This is a genomic window from Odoribacter sp. N15.MGS-14, assembly GCF_000980245.1.
Classification (GTDB): Bacteria; Bacteroidota; Bacteroidia; order Bacteroidales; family Marinifilaceae; genus Odoribacter; species Odoribacter splanchnicus.
Map to the genome: position 1 here is coordinate 36,101 of NZ_LARE01000017.1, position 19,787 is coordinate 55,887.

Annotated in this window: 17 protein-coding genes; 13 read left to right on the forward strand and 4 right to left on the reverse strand. The window is 42.8% G+C overall.

Going from position 1 to position 19,787, the window contains the following annotated elements; genetic code table 11:
* Position 1: 1 nt before the first annotated feature.
* The 3 genes from WS34_RS05795 to WS34_RS15455 are packed head-to-tail and all read left to right on the forward strand — an operon-like array spanning position 2 to position 3,152.
* Positions 2-718: a DUF4843 domain-containing protein gene (locus WS34_RS05795; protein ID WP_046403700.1), complete on the forward strand. Its 717-nt coding sequence runs from the start codon at positions 2-4 to the stop codon at positions 716-718.
* A 27-nt stretch (positions 719-745) separates the two neighbouring features.
* Positions 746-2,233 carry a PKD-like family lipoprotein gene (locus WS34_RS05800; protein ID WP_046403703.1) on the forward strand — a complete coding sequence of 496 codons (1,488 nt, stop codon included), beginning with the start codon at positions 746-748 and terminating at the stop codon, positions 2,231-2,233.
* Between the two features lie 43 nt (positions 2,234-2,276).
* A complete protein-coding gene (locus WS34_RS15455) occupies positions 2,277-3,152 on the forward strand; it encodes a TlpA family protein disulfide reductase (RefSeq protein WP_286693649.1) in 876 nt (291 codons plus the stop codon).
* Positions 3,153-3,283: 131 nt separating this feature from the next.
* Here the strand turns inward: WS34_RS15455 and WS34_RS05810 are convergent, their stop codons facing one another.
* The 3 genes from WS34_RS05810 to WS34_RS05820 form a co-directional block, all read right to left on the reverse strand.
* Positions 3,284-3,928, reverse strand: coding sequence for a putative outer membrane beta-barrel protein (locus WS34_RS05810; protein WP_013612483.1), 645 nt, complete (start codon positions 3,926-3,928; stop codon positions 3,284-3,286).
* On the reverse strand, positions 3,925-5,607 hold the full coding sequence (locus tag WS34_RS05815) for a hypothetical protein (protein ID WP_286693650.1): 1,683 nt from the start codon (positions 5,605-5,607) through the stop codon (positions 3,925-3,927). Before WS34_RS05815 ends, WS34_RS05810 begins: the two co-directional genes overlap by 4 nt.
* A 96-nt stretch (positions 5,608-5,703) precedes the next feature.
* The gene (locus WS34_RS05820; RefSeq protein WP_013612481.1) at positions 5,704-6,393 is read right to left on the reverse strand and encodes a tetratricopeptide repeat protein; all 690 of its coding nucleotides are present in this window, start codon (positions 6,391-6,393) and stop codon (positions 5,704-5,706) included.
* Positions 6,394-6,615: 222 nt separating this feature from the next.
* Between WS34_RS05820 and recF the strand changes: the two genes are divergently transcribed.
* From recF to WS34_RS05840, 4 genes are all read left to right on the forward strand, one after another.
* Positions 6,616-7,710 carry a DNA replication/repair protein RecF gene (gene recF, locus WS34_RS05825; RefSeq protein ID WP_013612480.1) on the forward strand — a complete coding sequence of 365 codons (1,095 nt, stop codon included), beginning with the start codon at positions 6,616-6,618 and terminating at the stop codon, positions 7,708-7,710.
* A gap of 72 nt (positions 7,711-7,782) precedes the next feature.
* Positions 7,783-8,073: a DciA family protein gene (locus tag WS34_RS05830; protein WP_013612479.1), complete on the forward strand. Its 291-nt coding sequence runs from the start codon at positions 7,783-7,785 to the stop codon at positions 8,071-8,073.
* 21 nt (positions 8,074-8,094) lie between these two features.
* Positions 8,095-9,903, forward strand: coding sequence for a bifunctional lysophospholipid acyltransferase family protein/GNAT family N-acetyltransferase (locus WS34_RS05835; protein WP_046402713.1), 1,809 nt, complete (start codon positions 8,095-8,097; stop codon positions 9,901-9,903).
* Positions 9,904-9,948: 45 nt separating this feature from the next.
* On the forward strand, positions 9,949-10,605 hold the full coding sequence (locus WS34_RS05840) for a LysE family translocator (protein ID WP_013612477.1): 657 nt from the start codon (positions 9,949-9,951) through the stop codon (positions 10,603-10,605).
* A gap of 1 nt (position 10,606) precedes the next feature.
* On the opposite strand, the gene hydE is transcribed toward WS34_RS05840, so the two are convergent.
* On the reverse strand, positions 10,607-11,689 hold the full coding sequence (hydE, locus tag WS34_RS05845; RefSeq protein ID WP_013612476.1) for a [FeFe] hydrogenase H-cluster radical SAM maturase HydE: 1,083 nt from the start codon (positions 11,687-11,689) through the stop codon (positions 10,607-10,609).
* 167 nt (positions 11,690-11,856) lie between these two features.
* Here hydE and WS34_RS05850 point away from each other — a divergent pair, with 167 nt between their 5' ends.
* The 6 genes from WS34_RS05850 to WS34_RS05875 form a co-directional block, all read left to right on the forward strand.
* Positions 11,857-12,417, forward strand: a complete 561-nt coding sequence (locus WS34_RS05850; protein ID WP_046403708.1) for an RNA polymerase sigma-70 factor — start codon at positions 11,857-11,859, stop codon at positions 12,415-12,417.
* A 298-nt stretch (positions 12,418-12,715) separates the two neighbouring features.
* The gene (locus WS34_RS05855; protein WP_046403710.1) at positions 12,716-13,876 is read left to right on the forward strand and encodes a FecR family protein; all 1,161 of its coding nucleotides are present in this window, start codon (positions 12,716-12,718) and stop codon (positions 13,874-13,876) included.
* A 94-nt stretch (positions 13,877-13,970) separates the two neighbouring features.
* The gene (locus WS34_RS05860; RefSeq protein WP_046403713.1) at positions 13,971-17,330 is read left to right on the forward strand and encodes a SusC/RagA family TonB-linked outer membrane protein; all 3,360 of its coding nucleotides are present in this window, start codon (positions 13,971-13,973) and stop codon (positions 17,328-17,330) included.
* Positions 17,331-17,342: 12 nt separating this feature from the next.
* Positions 17,343-18,701 (forward strand): RagB/SusD family nutrient uptake outer membrane protein, encoded by a 1,359-nt coding sequence (locus tag WS34_RS05865; protein WP_046403715.1) that lies wholly within the window; start codon positions 17,343-17,345, stop codon positions 18,699-18,701.
* 16 nt (positions 18,702-18,717) lie between these two features.
* Positions 18,718-19,521 carry a DUF4843 domain-containing protein gene (locus tag WS34_RS05870; protein ID WP_046403718.1) on the forward strand — a complete coding sequence of 268 codons (804 nt, stop codon included), beginning with the start codon at positions 18,718-18,720 and terminating at the stop codon, positions 19,519-19,521.
* A 13-nt stretch (positions 19,522-19,534) separates the two neighbouring features.
* The coding region (locus tag WS34_RS05875) for a PKD-like family lipoprotein (protein WP_046403719.1) at positions 19,535-19,787 on the forward strand (253 nt) is incomplete at its 3' end.

The window sequence follows — 19,787 nt, forward strand, 5'->3', positions numbered from 1 at the left end:
TATGAAAAATAAAATAATCATCGCTTTAGTGGCTGTCGTTGCTTGGTTAGGACAGTCGTGCGAAACAGATCCTGCTTTCGATTTTAAAGATGACGGTAAGATATATTTCAAATATCCGAAAAAAATAAACGATTTAGGAATAGAAACAGATCTGTTGGTGGATAGTATTGTTCATACTGTATATGGGAAAGACCTTCCGGATGGGAAAGATACTTTGTGGATTCAATTACAGATTATGGGAGCCCGTAAAGATTTCGACAGAAATTATAAAGTGGTCGTTGTTGCCGATAGCAGTACCGGTAAGGAAGGTGTGGATTTCGATAAGTTAGCGGATGAATATATCTTTCACCGTAATGTCGGCGTGGATTCGTTCCCTTTGGTGCTGAATAAACAGGCCTTTGAGAAAGTTTTTAACCGGAATGTTTTGTTAAAACTCGAACCGACAGAAGATTTAGGGATTGCTTATGTTGAATTTTCAACCCTGAAAGTGAATTTCAGTGCTTATGTGCTGGAACCCGATTGGTGGTGGGCTTTTGAATTTATCCTGGGGGAATACCATCCGTTGAAATATGAGAAAGTGATCGAAGTGTATGGAAGTGAGGAAATCGACCCTTATGGGAATAATCCTTATTGTGCTTATGTAGCTAATGTTGTCCGCGAATATTTTGAAAATAATATCGTGATCGATCCTTTTACCGGTAAACGCCTGGAAATATAGTATGCTAATTAAAAAAATGATGAACTTATGAATAATATAAGAATATATGCCTTTTTCTGGATGATTGTGCTTCTTACAGTTTCCTGTTATGAGGATAAAGGAAATTATGACTATCATCCGATCAATGAAGTAAAAATATCGGGGATTAAAGAAGACCCTTACGAAATATTGCGCTGGGATACCTTGAAAATTCCGGTTACTTTAGAAAATAGCCTGAATGAGAAAGCTAAATTGATTTATGCCTGGTATCTGGATCAGAAAAAGATTGCGGAAACCGAGGACCTTTGTTATGTTGTGTCGGATAAGGCTAAAAAATATCAGGCTCGTATGGAAGTTACTTTGCCGGAAGATGATAGTGTCCGTTTTTTTGCTGATTTTGAGGTTCAGGTTTTCTCACCCTATTCAAAAGGACTATTGTTATTGAGTGATTATGAGGATTATCCGGAAGTTTCTTTTATGAGTACATTGAATAATCCGACTAATAAAATCATGCGGGATGTGTATAGTTTGGAGAATAAGAGAGAGTTGAAGGGGAAGGCCTTAGCAATAGAGCAGTCCGATGAATACTCTTATGGTGGAACTGTTTTTGTACATACTTCAGCTTCCTCTCATGAGTTGGATCTTGTACTATTTAAAGAGATTGCCTTGTTCGACGAAAATTCATTTACCGGGCCTGCCCAGGAATATGATATGGTGTATTGCCGGTTTGAAGATGCGATTACCGAATTCGGAGGGGCTATCGGTAAAGATGGGATTATTTATCCTAAACAGGCCCGTCAAAGCCGTTATATGGCTTCTTCTTTAAAACCGATCCACGTCGAAGGAGATGAAGAAAGATTGGTGGACTATCGGTTGTCTCCGATGCTTTTGAATACCCGGAATTCTACTTTGGGGTATGATAATCTGTCGGGGCGGTTTATGTATTTTATGAATAGTTACGATATCCCTTCTTATGATGAAAATCAGTATGATGAAGTTCGGATATCGGAGACTTATATCGGACTTCCCTGGCTGGGATGGGGAAAAAATATGTCTGGCGGAACATATCAGTTCAGTTCTTTATTTTATGATCCGGTTACTGATCAGGCTGCACTGGCCCGGGCCCATACCGCTACAGGAAAATTGAAAGGACAGGATTCGCTGGTTTTTCTGTCCGGTCATCATTTAGCCGAAGGTTCGGTTATGGCCGTTAATTCCGGTATCAATTGGTTGTATTATTCGGATGGAGGCCGTCAGCTTTATGTGTTGAATTTATCGGATCCTGATTTTAAGTTTCCTTCTATCCCTTTCGAATGTGCTTTACCGGATAATTGCCGGATAACGATGCTGAAAGTATCTGTCGATAATTTGGCCTTGTTTGTCGGAGTGGAGACAGACAGACCGGAGAAATACAAAGGAGATGTGTATAAGATAAATGCAAAAGACGGGACAATTCTCGAACATTATCAGCGTTTCGGCGGGACACCGGTGGATATGGTCGAAAAGAAATCTGTCGAATATGATGTTGAGGAGTGAGGGGTAGGAGGTAAAAAATGAAAAAACGGTAAAATTTTAAGAAATGAAGCAAGTTTATTTTATCATAGCAATGCTGTGTGGATTGGCCTTGGGTGGGCAGGCACAGGGAATACGCTTTGCAGAAGGAAGTTGGAAAGAACTGTTGGAAATAGCGAAAAAGGAAGGAAAATTGATCTTTGTGGATTGTTATACGGAATGGTGCCAGCCTTGTAAGCAAATGGAACAGCAGGTTTTTCCGTCGAAAAAAGTGGGGGAGTTTTACAATGAGCATTTTATAAATGTGAAGATGGATATGGAAAAAGGAGAGGGACCGGTGATTTTGAATACTTATAAAATCAATGCCTTCCCGACCCTTTTGTTTGTCAATGGCGAAGGTGGTGAAGTTTACCGGATTGTAGGCAGCAAAAAGGAAGCGGAATTGTTGCAGGTAGGTGCTGATGCATTGGCTTCGAAAACCGTTTATCCGGTCAATCCGCAGGCTCAGCAGCAAATCGCTTTGATCGGACGCGAAATACCTGATTTTTGTTATCGCGATTCAACTGGCAAAGAAGTGAAGTTTTCTTCTTTCCGGGGAAATTATGTGTACGTGGATATGTGGGCCACCTGGTGCCGGCCTTGTTGTGAGGAGATTCCTTATATGGGCGAATTGGAAAAGAAATTTCACGGTAAGAAAATCTGTTTTGTCAGTCTTTCCTGTGATAAGGATTTACAGGCCTGGAAGAAGAAACTCAGAACCGACCGGATGGGAGGGATTCAATTGAATTGTGGAGGCGATCCTGCATTTATGAAATTTTTCGGTATTCAGGGAATCCCCCATTTTATTTTGCTCGATCCTGAAGGGAAAGTCGTAAATCCGAATATGAGCCGCCCTTCACAGGAAATAACGGTGGAAACTTTAAGCAGGCTCAAAGGAATTTGAGACTGCTTTACAAGTCTTGATCGGTGATTTCTTTCAGCATATCGATGGGCGGAATTACGGTTTGGATAAAAAATCGTTTTTTAGCCGGCCGGTGTCTGAAAGGAATACAGATTACTGCAAGGGATATACCCTTAAAACCGATAAAGCAGGCCGATATTTCCTCCGATATTCAGCATTTTGTTGAAACCGATGTTACCTTGGGTATATTCGTTGTACTCATATGCATCGTCGATTCGGGGGACATAATCGGCCCTCACTTTCAGGTCCATCCATACCTTGTCCGAGAGTTGAAACAAGAGACCGCCATGAAGCCCCACTCCCGGTGAAAACAGAAACAGGTGTTTTGAAAAAGAAAGGGAGGCAGAATAACCGGTATATTGGCGTCCTACATCGAGCTGGGAGAAATACCCCCCGAACTGAATACCCAGATAAGGCAAAGTGGTTCTGTTCCATGTCGGGACATAAAAGGTCGCTTCGAGCAGGACCGGGATCAGGTGGTATTTATATTTTTGGGAGACATCGTCTTTGTTTAGATTGACTTTGGTTTTGAAACCGTAATATCCTGCCTCGAAACCTATACCGATCATCTTGTTAATTAGGTATTTGGCCGATACGTTTCCCCCGATACCGTTTTTCAGGATTTTCCCCATATCGCCTGTCGGGTAAAAATATCCGGCATTGATGCCCGGTAAAAATCCGCGGTCGGGACGGTAGTATTGGCCTTTGGCCAGTGTGATTGTGCAGATCAGACAAAACAGATAGATGATTTTTTTCATAATTCGGCTTCTTTAGTCTGTCGTTCTCCGATGTATTTTTCTATTTCCTGCAGCCGTTCGGTAGCATGTTTGTCGCCGATTTTTATTTCCAACGCTTTTTGATAATAGAATTTGGCAATGGCGTAGGCTTTTTCAGCGTAAGCTTTGTCGGCTTTATCTATATTGGTCTGATAGGCTTTATCTAAGGCAGCCAGTTGTTCGGCTTCAATCAATCGGTCTGTTTCGGCGATCCGTTCCCTGATGCTCTCTTTGTCGGCCGGTGATAAGGTCAACGCTTTTTGGAAATATACCTTGGCAGAAGCATAGTTTTTCTGTTCCAGATTCTTTTCGGCCAGTGTTTTGTTTTTATTGTATTCGGCCAGCCGGGCTTTGTATTTCGAAGAATGGATGATTTGCTCGATCTCTCCGAGGCGTTTACGGGGATAATCTTCGCCCAGGTTAAGTTGATCGGCTTCGGAATAGCGTAGTTTGGCCGCACTGTAGTTTTCGTTTTTGAATGCCTGGTCGGCTTCGGCTATGATCCCGGTGTATTTGAGTTTTAAAGTGTTGATTCTTTCTTCTTCCTGGCGTTGTTTCTCTGCTTCGTCAGCCTGTTGCTTTTCCAGGGCTGCCAGGGCTTGCTCGGCTTTGCCGATCATATTCCGGGGATAGGCTTCTTCCGATTTTAAGGCCAGTGCCTGCCGATAAGTAGTAATGGCCTGGCGGTATTCCTGGGCTTGATAGGAACGGTCGGCTTGGGCGATTGTTTTTTGATAGGTAACTTCGGCTTCGGCTAATTGCTGTTGTGTTATAGTTTCCTTTTGGGCGATCTCTGCCAATAACCGGTCGATATTACGGATTTGTTCCTGGGGATAAGGCTCTTTTGTCTTGATTTGTTTGGCCGAGGCATACTTTTCTTTAGCCGCCGGGTACTCTTCCCGGCTGAATAAACTGTCGGCCGCAGCGAGCAGTAGTCGGTAAGTTTGTTCGTTTTGAAGTTCGACACTCTTTCGGGCTTTTTCCAGTTTTGCTTGTTCCTGAGCTTCCGCAATTTTTTGTTTCACCTCTTTGTTGCCGGGCTTCATATTTTGAGCCAGGGTCCAGCTGTCGATGGCTGCCTGCCAGGCTTTCCGGCCGAACGATTCCAGTCCTTTATTGAATAGTTCGGCAAATTTCCGTTCCTGTTCGATGGCGGCGGCATCCCGGGCAGCTAATTGTTTTTTTACAGCTTGTTCGGTTTGGGCGATCCGGTCTTTGATTTTATCTGAATACGATTTGTCGAACGTAAAATCGTCCAGTTCGGCCTGATAGGTCAGTATGGCAATAGGCTGATCGAATATGGATAGATCGATCTTTTCGACACTTGGCAACAGATTGATGATCAACTTGACGGGAGGAAAATCGGGGTTGTTTTCAATGCTTTCTTCCGGTACTTCGGTGTTGATACTGACAATTTTGGTGATGTAACCTGTTTTTTCGAAAGAAATTTTGTAGTCGGCATCGAAAGCGAGTTTCAAATCGAAATGTCCTTTTTTATTCAGCACCTGTTCGTCGAGCTTGTTCCCGTTTTTGGTTACGACAACCCGTGTTCCTTCCGGGCTGTTATCTGCAATAGCGACGTTGCCGTTGATAGCTAAATGCTGGGCTACGACAAACGGAGAAGACAATAGAATGCTAAGGAGTATAAGCAAGTTTTTCATGTCGGGATCGAATTATTCCACAGTGGGGAATGCTACACATACTCCTGCAAAAATAATAAAAAAGAAAGAAAAAAGCCCCGTTGCCGGGGCTTTCTGTTATTTTTTCAGTTTCAACTGAGCTCTTTCGATATATTTTTCAATATCCCGGCCTTCAGGCGATGCCGGATATTCCTGTTCGATTTGCTCGTAGACTTTTAAAGCTCCGCTGTAGTCGTTGGATTTCTCTAAGGCTAAGCCGTTTTTCATCAGGAAAGTAGGAGTTGAAAAATCGTTCGTTTTAGAAGCTGCAGCCTTTTTGTAATTTTCAGCAGCTTTCCGGTATTCTCCTAATTGCATATAAGCATCTCCGATATTGGCTTTAGCTAAGTTGGACAATAATAAATCGTCCGAAGAGAATTTTTCCAGATATTGGATGGCATTCTGATATTCGCCCATATATAAATAAGACAATCCGGCATAATATTTTGCCAGATTACCGCTGGGAGTCGAGCTGTATTTGTCTGCTATTTCGATAAACCCCAGCACATTACCGTCTCCGTTCAGGGCCAGATTGAAAGAATCTTTTTCGAAATAGTTTTGCGCTCCGAAAATCTGGTTGGCAGCTTCTTGGGCATGTGGTTCAGCAATGAATCTGTTGTATCCGAAATATCCGGCAATAATCACTACCAGAACAAGGACGACATTCACAATCATTTTTTGATTTTTTTCAATAAATTGTTCACCACTGGTCAGGGCCTCTTCCAAGTGCTCGAAACCATCCTCGCGTTTTTTCTGTTCTTTTGACATATCTGTAATGTTATAAAGGTTACCGTGTTAACACCTACCGGCTATGCCCGGTTTTACATTATTCTTAATAGCCTGCAAAATTAGCTTTTTTAATTGAAAATCGAAATATCCGGCAGTTTTTTTCGATCGACTTTAAATAAGCCATTGATTTGGGCGTGTTTTAGGTGAAAAAGACTAATTTTGTCCTGAATTATGAATGCCGGATAAGGAATAGCTTGTTAAATGACACTGAAGGAGTTAAATATCATCAACTTTAAAAATATCGCAGAGGCGACCCTGACTTTTACTTCCGGTTTCAATTGTTTCGTCGGAAATAATGGGGTTGGAAAGACCAATGTCCTGGATGCTATTTATCACCTTTCCATGTGTAAAAGTTATTTTAACCTGCCCGATCTGCAGAATATCCGGCACGAAGAACCTTTTTTCGTTGTGCAGGGAAAATACGAACGCGGGGGAGAAGAACTGACGGTTTATTGTGGAGTGAAACGGGGTCAAAAAAAAGTGTTTAAGAAAAATCAGAAAGCTTATGATAAGTTGTCCGAACATATCGGACTGATCCCTTTAGTAATGATCTCACCCGAAGATTTTATCCTGATCGACGGAGGAAGTGAGGAGAGACGCAAGTTGGTGGACGGTATTATCAGCCAGTGCGACCGGGTTTACCTGCATCGGCTGATTCGTTATAATAAAGCACTTACTCAGCGGAATATGCTGTTGAAATCGGCTGCCGGTAAATTTCTCGATCCTGAAATGCTGGAAGTATGGAACGAGCAATTGGCCGAACATGGAGAAGCGATCCGCCAAAAAAGGATCGCGTTTCTGAAGGAATTCCGGTCGGTATTTCAGACTTATTACGAACGGTTGTCTCTGGGGCGGGAAGAAGTATGTCTGGAATACAAACCTTCGGTAAAAGAGGGTAATTTCCTGACGGCTTTGAAACAGGCTGCCGACCGCGACCGATTGTTGACTTACACGACTGTCGGTATTCACCGGGATGATCTGGTTCTGAATATCGGTGACTATGCGGTTCGTAAAATCGGTTCGCAGGGACAGAAAAAGACTTTCCTGATTGCCTTGAAATTAGCACAATACCATTGGTTACACCAGATGAGTGAGGTGAAACCGCTCTTGCTCCTCGATGATATTTTCGATAAACTGGATGCCGACCGGGTAGAACAAATCGTGAAAATCGTAGGAGGAGAGATGTTCGGACAGGTCTTTATCACAGACACCAATCGCGGGCATATCGATGATATACTGAGAGCCCAGGCGGTGGATTATAAGTTGTTTACAGTTACCGGAGGGGAGATTTCCTGATTTTCCGGTCGCATTTGAGATTTAATATTATATTTGCAAGTAATTTGAAAAAGGGAATTCGGTGCCTTGTTTATGAAAGAGGGGAAAACAAAACAAATCGATGAGCTGGTCGACCAGGTGCTTCGTAATATGGGCCTTGAACAGAAATTTAAGGAGCATGAGGTTTGTATGATCTGGCCGGAAGTTGTGGGGCAAATGATTGCCTCCCGGACGAAAAGTGTCCGGGTGATGGATGGCAAGCTCTTCGTCTCTTTCACTTCTGCCGTCGTGAGAAATGAAATTATGATGGTCAAAGAAGGACTGATCAGAGCTCTGAACGAAAAAGTCGGAAAAGAAGTGGTCAAAGAAATGATCATAAACTAATGGATTTACGTAGGAAATAATATGAATCTGATAGACTCGAACGATATATTGAAAGCCTCAAAGTTGGATCGGTTTGGGGGGAATCTGGGCGGAAGCCTGGTGGCGAAGCTGGTGATGTATATCATGCGGCTGAATAAAATCAACAAGCTGTATTCCGATGTATATAGCGATAATCCCGAAGCTTTTCTGGACCGATTGATCGAAGCCCTGGGAGTGACGATCGAAGTGAATGAAGAAGATCTTCAGAAAATACCGAAAGAGGGAGCTTTTATCACCATTTCCAATCATCCTTTCGGTGGGCTTGACGGGATTATCCTGATCAAGTTGTTGAGTAAAATCCGTCCCGATTATAAGGTGATGGCTAACTTTCTGCTGAAGAAGATCGTACCCATCAAAGATTATTTTTTAGGCGTGAATCCTTTCGAGGGACTGAAAGATATTTCGAGTGCCGGGGGATTGAAAGAAGCTTTAAGGCACTTATCGGAAGGAGGGGCGTTGGGGCTGTTTCCTGCAGGAGAGGTATCTGCTTACCAGGCCGACTCGAATTCGATTGAAGATAAAGCGTGGAGCCGTTCTGTGTTGAAGTTGATCCGGAAAGCCGATGTGCCGGTGATCCCGATTTATTTTAAAGGTTCCAATAGTATGTTGTTTCAGATACTCGGTATGATTCATCCGATGCTGCGAACGGTGAAATTACCTTCGGAACTCTTGAATAAGAAAAACCGGGTAATTAAATTACGGGTAGGAAATCCGATTTCTGTAGAAACTCAAAATTCTTTCGCCGATCTGATACAATACGGTAAATTTTTGAGGGCAAAGACTTATCTATTGGGATCTTCGCTCGAAGTGAAAAAATTTTTCCTGAAATCCCAGAAGGCGGAAAAACAGGTCGAACCGGTAGCAAAGGAGACTCCCGTGGAAATTTTACAAAAGGAAATTAAAGATATCATGGAAGACTATCTGTTGTTTTCCATGAAAAATTATACGGTTTATTGTGCTCCCACCATGAAAATTCCGAACATCCTGAACGAGATCGGGCGTTTGCGTGAACTGACGTTCCGGGCTGTCGGCGAGGGCACCAACCGGAGTATCGATCTGGATGAATTCGATTTATACTATTATCATCTGTTTATTTGGGACAACGATACCGACCGGATTGTCGGGGCCTATCGGGTGGGAAAAGGGAAGGATATCATCGACCGTTATGGGATAAAAGGATTTTATATCAATACTCTGTTCAAAATCCGCAAGCAGATCATGCCTGTATTGTATGAGTCGATCGAATTAGGACGTTCTTTTATTATCGAAGACTATCAGCGTAAACCGTTGCCCTTATTTATGCTGTGGAAAGGAATTCTTTACTTCCTGATCAAGAATCCGGAATACCGCTATCTGATCGGGCCGGTGACGATAAGCGGGAAATATTCGGAGGTTTCGAAAGAACTGATTATGAAGTTTATCATCAGAAATCATTGGGATGCCGAGTTGGCCCGGTGTATCTCTCCCCGCTGTAAATATCGGGTAGAGACTCATGATCCCGATGTGGATGTAATGGTGGAAGCTTCGGGGGATAATATCGCTACGCTGGATAAGTTGATCGGTGATATAGAGCCTTCGAGCGATAAACTTCCTATTTTATTGAAGAAATATATTTCATTGAACGGGCGTATTGTCGGTTTCAATATAGACCCTAAATTTAATATGTGCCTGGATGGTTTGTTGATTCTGGATTTGTTCGATGTACCTATGAGTACTATTGAATCTTTGTCGAAAGAGATCAATGATGATACGATTTTGAATCGTTTCTCTTCGGATAATCTGGAAGTATAAGTCCGGATTATAGCGTTTATAAGGTGTATTTTAACTTTGAAGAGCATGTATGATGTTGTTTATATTTTCAGAGGAATACTGATCGGACTGATGGTGTCGGTGCCACTCGGTCCGATGGGTGTACTGATTATACAAAAGACATTACAGAAAGGAGCTTTAGCCGGTTTTGTCGCCGGAATGGGAGCGGCCTGTGCAGATCTTTTTTATGCTACGGTGGCGGCTTTCGGATTAGGATTCGTGATCAATGTCATACAGACTCACGAGTTGATCCTACAGATCATCGGGGGAATTTTTCTGATTATCGTAGGATTGAAAATCTATTTCGATAATCCCTTGAAGCAAATCCGGATGAAAAAGCGGGTCACTAAAAAAGGGTTGCTGGGTGATTTTCTGACCCTTTTTTTTCTGACTGTTTCTAATCCGGTGGCTATTGTCGTTTTTATGGCTGTCTTTGCCGGTGCTTCGGTTTTCGGAGATGATCCTTCGTATCGGATCGAATTGTTCGTTTTGTCCGGTGTGGTGATCGGCGGTGGTTTGTGGTGGTATACGCTTTCGACGCTGGTGAACATTTTCCGGAAGAAATTCCGGCTTCGGGTATTGATCACCATCAACCGGGTGTCCGGGGTATTGATCACCGTGTTGGGAGGCTTGGTGATTTTAGCTGCTTTCGAGCCTTTCCGTTCTTTGTTGCCCGCAGCCTGACCTATTTTTTCACTCTGTTCTGAAAGTGTAGGGAATCTCCCCACGTATCCAGTTGTATTTCGCATCCGCTTCGCTTGACGCTTTCCATCAACCGGCGTGTCGATTCCTCGGCTCCTTCATCCATGCCCGGCTTATTCTCATAGAGGCGGTAGTTGCCCCGGTTGCCGAGAGGAGTGATATTAGGCATGATTACGTTGGCACCGATTTCCAGCGCTTTTTCCCGTCCCTCCGGGTCGATTGCCTGTAAAGCTGTCGTCGCAGCGATATTGATATCAGGCATCAACAGCCGGAGACAACTGACCATATGCAGTCCTAACCTTAAACGTTCCTGTTGGGAAGGAAGGGCTTCCCGGTATCGCCATAGGGGAGTATCCCGGTGTTCCAGATAAGGTCCCATGCCCACCATGTCTATATCCATCGATTTCAAAAAGAGCAAATCGTCGGCCAGATCTCCGGTCGTTTGAAAAGGAAGTCCGATCATCACACCTGTACCGGTCTGGTAACCGCAACGCTGAAGGCTGCGGATACATTCCAGCCGGGTGTGAAAATCATGAAGCTGGCCGGCAGGATGAATTTTTCGGTAGAGTGATTCGTTCGAAGTTTCGATCCGGAGCAGATAGCGGTGAGCTCCTGCATCGAACCATCTCCGGTAGGTGTCTTCGGTTTGTTCTCCCAGCGAGAGAGTGATCCCCAAACGCTGGTTACTCAGGTGTTTGATCTCCCTGACGAGCCGTTCGATGCGTAGGATAAAAGCCGGATCATGGCGTTCGCCACCTTGTAACACCACCGAACCATAGTGATTCCGGTAAGCAAAGATAGCTGCTTCGACGATTTCTTCATCGTTCAGCTCGTAGCGCTGGGCCTGGCTGTTCGATTTCCGGATCCCACAATAAAGGCAATCTTTGATGCATACATTCGAAATCTCGATCAGGCCTCGCATGTGAACGCCGTTCCCTATGGTCGCATCCCGAAGCTGTCGGCTATGCCGGAATAATTCTGCTTCCGTTGTATCCCGGCAATCCAACAACGCCACTAAATCTGTTTTGCTAAGTTCCTGTTTTCCCAATATCGTTTTTACCTCCATAGTAGTCTCTTTGACGGTAAAAATACAAAAACAAAAGAGAATCGGTATATTTAGAATTTAATTTATATTTTTAGCCGTTGTTTTGACTCGAAAATTTCGGTGTCGGTAGATTTTTTAATCACTTTTGTAAAAATGGAATCGGTGAATAACTCTCTTAAACGGCAGACTTGGGAAATATAAACGAACATATTATCCGGGATTTTTCGGTAGGACAGGAAAAGGCTTTTCGTATATTATATGAAAAATATGCTCCTGCCTTACGTTATTTTGCTGCGAAATATGTCGAGGAGGGGGAGGTGATCGACGATGTCGTACAGGATGTGTTTGTTTGTCTATGGGAGAAAAGAGTTGATTTTAAAACAGAAGAAACGATCAAAGCTTTTTTGTATAAGGCTGTAAAAAATAGTTGTCTGAATACGATCCGGCATCAGGGAGTGAAAGATCGTTATGCCGAAGTGGCTCTCCACGAAGAAGAACTGGAATCTTTTTGGGATCATATCCTGGAAACCGAATTATTCGAATTATTATTAGGAGTTTTCAATGAACTTCCTCCGGCTTGCCGGGAGGTATACCGCCTGAGCCTTGAAGGGAAAAAACATGAAGAAATAGCTGAAATCCTTCAGATTACGGTAAATACCGTCAAAAAACATAAGAATAATGCCAACCATTATATGCGTGAGCGCCTGAAACATATTCTTTCCTTACTGGTTCTTTGTCAATTTCCTTAATAAACCACAGGGACGGGGCATTGGGCTATATTTCCGGGTCGATATTGCATGACCAATCCTTCGATTTCTGTCGGGAATCATTGAATTAAAGATTATTCTACACAGGCCCTGGGGCTCTCGACGAGAATGAAGTGAGTCTCGGCAAACTGAAAGTTTTTTCGCAAAAACTACTCGTCGGCTTAAATTTCTGCAACCCTTGCAACTTCTATTTTTTAGTTAAAATTAAAAAAAATGACTTTTTATATTACACCAAAGCAGGGATTGCGTGTTATAATAGAAACAACCTGCGATTGAAGTGATGAATATTAAAACACAACGACACCTGAGCCGATTGATATTCCGTTATCTCCGGGATCAATTGAATGAAGAAGAAAGCCGGGGGCTTGAGCGATGGCGTGCTGCATCTGAAGCACATGAACTTCTTTTTCGGCGTTTGTTATCCTCTGCCCATTGGCAACGGAGTATAGGTCGTTTTGTGAAAAATGAATCCGATACCCAATCCGAATGGGAGATCATCCGGCAAAGAACGGTCGGTCGGGACAGGGGCAAGAGAACGATCCGCTGGTATCGTTATGCCGCAGCCATCTTTCTCCCTTTATTGATTGCCAGTGGTTATTTTATAAAATTGAGTCATACTCCTCAAGAAAAAACGCTTGTTTCAGTACCTTTTATTCCTGGGAAATCCCATGCCGTGCTCGAGTTGGCCGACGGAACGAGTATCGATTTGGGGGAAACAGCTGTCCGGGGACAAATGCAGGGGGGACATTGGGAGGTGAGGTCCGATTCTTTGAAGTATTGCGAAGAGGGAGTAAAGGGAGGGGAAGAATATCATACTTTAAAAGTGCCCCGGGGAGGAGAGTATACCTTGGTTTTAGCCGATGGCTCGAAGGTGTTTTTGAATGCCGAATCCAGCTTGAAATATCCCGTACTGTTTTCGGGCGATCTGCGCAAAGTGAAATTGGAAGGAGAAGCTTATTTCGAGGTAAAACGAAATCCGGAGAAACCGTTTGTCGTCGATATCGGCGGTATGCAGGTCAACGTGTTGGGCACTACTTTCGGTATCAGGGCTTATGCCGATGAAAGAGAAATTCGTACGACCCTGGTCTCGGGCCGGGTAAATGTGTCGGCCGGGAAACAGGTGTATGAGTTGAAACCTTCGGAGCAAGCTGTATTCGATAAACAAACAGAGGCCGTGAAAGTGGCTGCTGTGGATACTGAGTTGTTTGTGGGTTGGAAAGACGGACGATTGGTGTTCGATAATTGTTCATTAGAGCGGATTTTGAAAGACTTGGGGCGTTGGTATTCATTCGAGGTGTTTTATGCCACTTCCGCAGCAAAAGAAATACCTTTCTCTTTGAATATCCGTAAGCATGAGAAATTTGCTCAGGTGTTGGAACTAATGCAGAGTACAGGAAAAATACAATTCGAAATAAATAAAAATACAGTGATTGTCAGATAATACAAAGGCAGTGCTGCTAACACTGCCCTGAAATTCATGTTCATTTCTGCTGCTAACAGATAATGAGCGTTTGTTGAACTTTAAATACAAAATTATGAAAAAAAAGTCTTTATACCCTAGTCCGGGGTGTAGAAAAATCATTCATTTTTTAGTGATGAAAGCGAGTTTTATTTTTTTACTGCTATTGACCTTGCAGATAAAAGCAAATGTCTATGCACAACAGTTGCGTTTGGACCTGAATTTACAAAATGCAACCCTCAAAGAAGTGATTCAGGAAATCCGCCTTCATTCTGATTTTAGTTTTGTGTATAGTGATGCCGATTTGGTAGGGATCACTCAACGGAATGTACAAATGAAGGATGCAACGATCGAGGAGGTATTGAAAAACTGTTTACAAGGGACGAAGCTGGTGTACGATATTACGGATAAGACCATTATTATCCGTAAACTCGATGAGGTTACCCAGACGAAACAGGTACAGGTTATTCAGGGACAGGTAACGGATGTCCGGGGTACACCCTTGCCTGGGGTAACCGTACGGATCAAAGGAACTCAGCTCGGAGTCTCTACCGATGTGAACGGTAAATTCCGTTTCGAATTACCCGATACCAAAGAGGTTGTGTTGGCTTTTTCTTTTGTCGGGATGAAACCCTTGGAAGTTCGGTATAATGGCCAAAGTGAATTGAAAATAAAATTAGAGGAGGAAGTGGCCGAAATGGATGAAGTTGTGGTAACCGGTATTTTTAAGAAATCTCAGGAGAGTTTTACCGGTTCGGTATCGACAATTACGGAGAAAGAACTGAAATCTTTTCGGGGACGTAATTTATTATCTACGTTGAAAAATATCGATCCGACCTTCAATATTATCGAAAACAATGTCTATGGGGCAGATCCGAACCATTTACCGGAAGTACAGATCCGGGGAACTTCCAGTTTACCGACGGTAGAGGACCTGAAAAATGAAACGAAAGTAGATTTGAATACTCCCTTGATAATCCTGGATGGTTTTGAGATCAGTCTCACCCGGATGCTGGATTTAAACGACGAGGATATTAGTTCAGTGACTTTGTTGAAAGACGGTTCGGCTACCGCGATTTATGGATCCCGGGGAGCTAATGGAGTGATTGTCATCGAGACTAAACAACCCGAGGCTGGAAAATTGAGGTTGTCTTATCGGGGAAGTGTGAATATCGAGGTGCCTGATCTGAGCGATTACGATGTATTGAATGCTGCTGAAAAACTTCAGTTGGAAGAGAGTGCCGGTTTATATAAAAACGAATGGGCCGATATGGAAATGGCGTTGAGGAAAAGGCAGGCCAGGATCAAACAAGAAGTAGAACGGGGAGTCGATACTTATTGGTTGTCGAAGCCTTTGCGTACGGGTGTAGGACACAAGCACAACCTGCGGTTGGAAGGAGGAGGGAATGACGGCTTCCGTTATTCTGCTTCTGTTCAATATAACGATATCCTGGGGGTGATGAAAGGGTCCGACCGGAAAACTTTCAACGGGAATATTAACCTGATGTATCAGCAAGAAAAATTATTGTTCCGCAATAACCTCGAAGTCGGACTGAGCGAATCGAATGAATCACCTTACGGATCCTTCGATCAGTATGTGAAACTCAATCCTTACTGGCGGGAACGCGGAGAAGATGGTAAAGTGTTGAAAGAACTCGAACAAAAAGGAGATTTTTGGAATACAGCCCCTGAAAATCCGCTTTACAATGCTACGCTCGATTTGGTCGATAAAAAGACTTATACGACTATTACCAATAATTTCGATGTAGAATGGAAACCCTGGGAAGGCCTGACCTTGCGTTCCCGCATCGGTTTGTCGAAACAGGTGAATGATTATGATAATTTTAAACCTGCCGACCATACCAAATTTAAGGATTATTCGGATGAACAGATTTTCCGTAAAGGAGAATATATCTATTCTTCGGGGAAAAGCTTCAGTTATGATTGGAGTCTGACTTTGAGTTATTCCCGGAATTTCAAAGAAAAACATGAGCTTTATGTCGGTTTGGATTATAATCTCGCCCAGGATAAATCGCATTCTTATACATTTCAGGTAGAAGGTTTTCCCCAATCCAATATTAAATTTCTATCGATGGCTCTTCAATACCAGAAAGATGGAAAACCTACCGGATCCGAATCGCTCAACCGGCGCATCGGTGTAACGGGGAATGTGAATTACATCTACGACAATCGTTATTTCGCCGACGTTGCTTATCGTATGGACGGGGCCTCCCAGTTCGGTAGTTCGAAACGCTTCGCGCCCTTTTATTCTTTCGGGATCGGTTGGAATATTCATAAAGAAAAGTTTATGGAAAATGTATTGTGGCTGGATCGTCTGAAATTGCGGGGTTCTTATGCGGTGACCGGATCGGTGAATTTCGATGCTTATCAGGCCCTTGCTACTTATGAATATTATACCGACGATCGGTACCGGTATTGGTTCGGAAGCCACCTGAAAGGTCTGGCCAATGATGACCTGGAATGGCAGAAAACCGACAAATGGAACTTCGGATTGGAAATCGGAGCATTTCATAACCGCTTGAAAGTGACAACCGATATATATACAAACCAGACTAATAATTTATTGTCTGAAATGTATCTTCCTTTGACGAATGGTTTCCCCAGTTATACAGATAATGTCGGTAAAGTGAAGAATAAGGGAGTTGAAGTGGCTTTGTCAGGATATCCCATCCGGAATACGGAAAAGAATATCATTTGGTCGGTATCTGCCAGCTTCATTCATGAAAAGAACGAGATTGTCAAAATCTCCGAGGCATTGAAAGTGGCCAACGAGGAATTGGAATTACAAGGAGGATCTAACCCGAATTTCATGTATCGGGAAGGAGAGGCTTTGCGGACCATCTATGTCGTCCCTTCTCTGGGGATCGATCCCAGTACCGGACAGGAATTGTTTATCGACCGCTTCGGTAATGTCACATTCAATTGGGATGCCCGTGATAAAGTGGCCTGTGGAGTAACCGATCCTAAATTCAGAGGAAATATCAATACTATGTTTACTTTCCGCGACTTGAGTGTGAACCTGTCTTTCGGTTATCGCTTGGGGGGATCTCAATATAATTCAACTTTGGTGAATCGGGTAGAGAATGCGGATACCAGATACAATGTAGACCGAAGGGTGTATAAAGACCGTTGGGTAAATCCGGGGGATCATACTTTCTTTAAAGATATCAAGAATACGCAGGAAACTCAGATGTCATCCCGTTTCGTGCAAAAAGAGAATACCCTCGAATGTCAGAGCATACAGGTAAAATACGATTTCTTACAGCCTTGGGTGAAAAAACACTTGGGAACCCAATATTTATCTCTCTCTTTTAATACGGATAATTTATTCCGCGTATCGAGCATCAAGCAGGAAAGAGGTATCGCCTACCCTTTTTCCCGGAGATTTACTTTCTCTCTTTCAGCAACCTTTTAAAATTTCAGCAACATGAAAAAGACGATTTATTATATAATGATAGGCTGCCTCCTGTTAGGGACCGGATGTAGCGATTGGTTGAGCGTCAATCCGAAAGATAAAGTCGAGCAAAAAGAGATGTTTTCGGATGAAAATGGCTTTAAGAATGCTTTGATCGGTAATTATATTATGTTGAAAGACAGTAAACTGTATGGGAAAACGTTGACCATGGAGTTTTGTGAGAATCTGGCTCAGCATTGGAAGACAGATCCGCAGGCGACCGATGGGTATACCGCCGCTTATGATTATAAAAATGCCGAAGTCGAAAGATTGATCGAAGATATCTACGGGAAATTTTACAATACGATCGTCAATATCAATAATCTGCTCGGTTATGTGGATAATGGGATTTTGACTTCGGATATGCATGATCTGATCAAGGGAGAGGCATTGGCGATGAGGGCTTTCTGCCATCTGGATATTTTGCGGCTGTTCGGCCCGATACCGGGTGAACAGACAAAAGACAGGATATTGTCTTATGTACGTACGGTATCTAAAAATTATCATGAAGTAAATACCTGGGAAGAGTATGTGGGCTATCTGGAAAAAGATTTGAATGACGCCGAAGTTCTGTTGAAAGAAGTGGAAGAAAAAGGGATGAACGATGAATTTTTCAGTTATCGGCAAAACCGCTTGAATTATTGGGCGGTGTTGGCATTGAAAGCCCGGTTCTATTTGTGGATTCAGGATAAATCCCAAGCAGCGGAGTATGCAGGCCGGGTTATCGCCAATAAAGATTTCAGATTGAATCAGGGGACAGATTTTGCTGCAAAAGACAATATTGCTTCCCCGGAGCATCTTTTTTCTTTACATGTCTATAATCTGAACGATATTGTTTCTGATTATTTTTTAAACGCCGGTGGAGTAGAACAGGATCAAGACAAGGTGAAAACCGATATTTTCGAATCGGATGTTACCGATTACCGGGTGACTTATTTATGGAATGAGATTACTGAAAAGTCGGGAACCCGTTATATTCTGGAGAAATATAAACAGGATGGCATGCCTGATGCCGGTTTACAAGAAGTGCCATTGATCCGTTTGTACGAGATGTATTTGATTGCGATCGAATGTACCGATCGGGAAACAGAGTATAAACCTTTAGTTGATGAGTTGGTCGCAGCCCGGAATATCTCCGTTGTAAATGTCGCAACTGTCGACCTGAAAAATGCTTTTGTGGCCAAGGAGTACCAGAAAGAATTTTACGGAGAAGGACAGCAATTTTTCCAAGCCAAACGTAGGGGCGATAAAACAATCCTTTGGACCGATACAGAAGGAAGCAAAGCGGTTTATATACTGCCTTTGCCGAAAAGTGAAATTAAGTTTGAATAATTAAAAGCTTGAACGTATGAAATTAAAATATTTATTGGGAATAGGGATGGCTTGCTCGATGATTTGTAGTTGTTCGGAAGAATATATGTCCTTCGAAGGAACAGATCGGATACAATTTAAGACAAAGGCTGAAGAGGTATACACTTTTGCTTATTATCCCGAAAGCAAACAAAAAGATACCGTGCAAATCGAGCTGATCTCGGTCGGGGAAGTAACGGATTATCCCCGTACCGTCAGGTTCGAACAAGTTACCAAAGAATGGAAATATACGTACGATGAGGAAGAACCCGAAAAGGTGGTCGATTCCACTTATGTAGATATGGAATTTCCGGCAGTAGCAGGTGTGCATTATGAATCTTTAGGCGAAAAAAACGAGTTGATACTGCCGGCGAATCAGAATGTATTGAAGTTGAATGTGATCGTAAAACGGGAAGATGCCGGTTTGCGGAAAAATGCCCGGAAATTGGTATTGCGGTTATTACCGTCTGATGACTTCCAGACCGGGGAGGTGAATAAACTGGTGAAAAGTATCACGATTTCGGATAAATTGGAACGTCCTACCTGTTGGAAAGACAATAGTTATTACTATAAACTTTATTTGGGGGATTGGTCGGAGGTAAAACATCGTTTTATGATCGATGTCACCGGACAAAAGTGGGATAATGAATTTTTGATTTATATCATAAATAACTATGACACCTACTCTTTGAGAAATTATTACCTGGCTAAAATAAAAAAGGCATTAGCCGAATATAATGCAGATCCGAAAAACAATCCACCTTTAAAAGACGAGAATGGTAAAGAAGTTGTTTTCCCTTAATAATGAATGAACTATGAGAACGATATATTTATTTTTATTGGCATTCTTGCCTGTACTGTGCTGGTCATGCTATGACGATAAAGGCAATTATGATTATCACGAACTGAATCGGACCGAAGTAACCGGAATAGAACCCGTTTACCGGTGTGATTTGTTGAGCCGTTTATTTATTCCTACTGTGATCCAGTCGGAAGATAAGGGCAGGACTTATGATTATGTATGGATGGCTTATCAGACAACCGGGGATAGGAAAATCGATACCCTTT

Coding starts and splice junctions, on each gene's coding strand:
- WS34_RS05855 (WP_046403710.1), top strand. CDS start 12,716: ATGAATATTAAAACACAACGACACCTGAGCCGATTGATATTCCGTTAT.
- hydE (WP_013612476.1), bottom strand. CDS start 11,689: ATGGAGGTAAAAACGATATTGGGAAAACAGGAACTTAGCAAAACAGAT.
- WS34_RS05795 (WP_046403700.1), top strand. CDS start 2: ATGAAAAATAAAATAATCATCGCTTTAGTGGCTGTCGTTGCTTGGTTA.
- WS34_RS05870 (WP_046403718.1), top strand. CDS start 18,718: ATGAAATTAAAATATTTATTGGGAATAGGGATGGCTTGCTCGATGATT.
- WS34_RS05815 (WP_286693650.1), bottom strand. CDS start 5,607: ATGAAAAACTTGCTTATACTCCTTAGCATTCTATTGTCTTCTCCGTTT.
- WS34_RS05860 (WP_046403713.1), top strand. CDS start 13,971: ATGAAAAAAAAGTCTTTATACCCTAGTCCGGGGTGTAGAAAAATCATT.
- recF (WP_013612480.1), top strand. CDS start 6,616: ATGACACTGAAGGAGTTAAATATCATCAACTTTAAAAATATCGCAGAG.
- WS34_RS15455 (WP_286693649.1), top strand. CDS start 2,277: ATGAAGCAAGTTTATTTTATCATAGCAATGCTGTGTGGATTGGCCTTG.
- WS34_RS05820 (WP_013612481.1), bottom strand. CDS start 6,393: ATGTCAAAAGAACAGAAAAAACGCGAGGATGGTTTCGAGCACTTGGAA.
- WS34_RS05865 (WP_046403715.1), top strand. CDS start 17,343: ATGAAAAAGACGATTTATTATATAATGATAGGCTGCCTCCTGTTAGGG.
- WS34_RS05840 (WP_013612477.1), top strand. CDS start 9,949: ATGTATGATGTTGTTTATATTTTCAGAGGAATACTGATCGGACTGATG.
- WS34_RS05835 (WP_046402713.1), top strand. CDS start 8,095: ATGAATCTGATAGACTCGAACGATATATTGAAAGCCTCAAAGTTGGAT.
- WS34_RS05810 (WP_013612483.1), bottom strand. CDS start 3,928: ATGAAAAAAATCATCTATCTGTTTTGTCTGATCTGCACAATCACACTG.
- WS34_RS05830 (WP_013612479.1), top strand. CDS start 7,783: ATGAAAGAGGGGAAAACAAAACAAATCGATGAGCTGGTCGACCAGGTG.
- WS34_RS05800 (WP_046403703.1), top strand. CDS start 746: ATGAATAATATAAGAATATATGCCTTTTTCTGGATGATTGTGCTTCTT.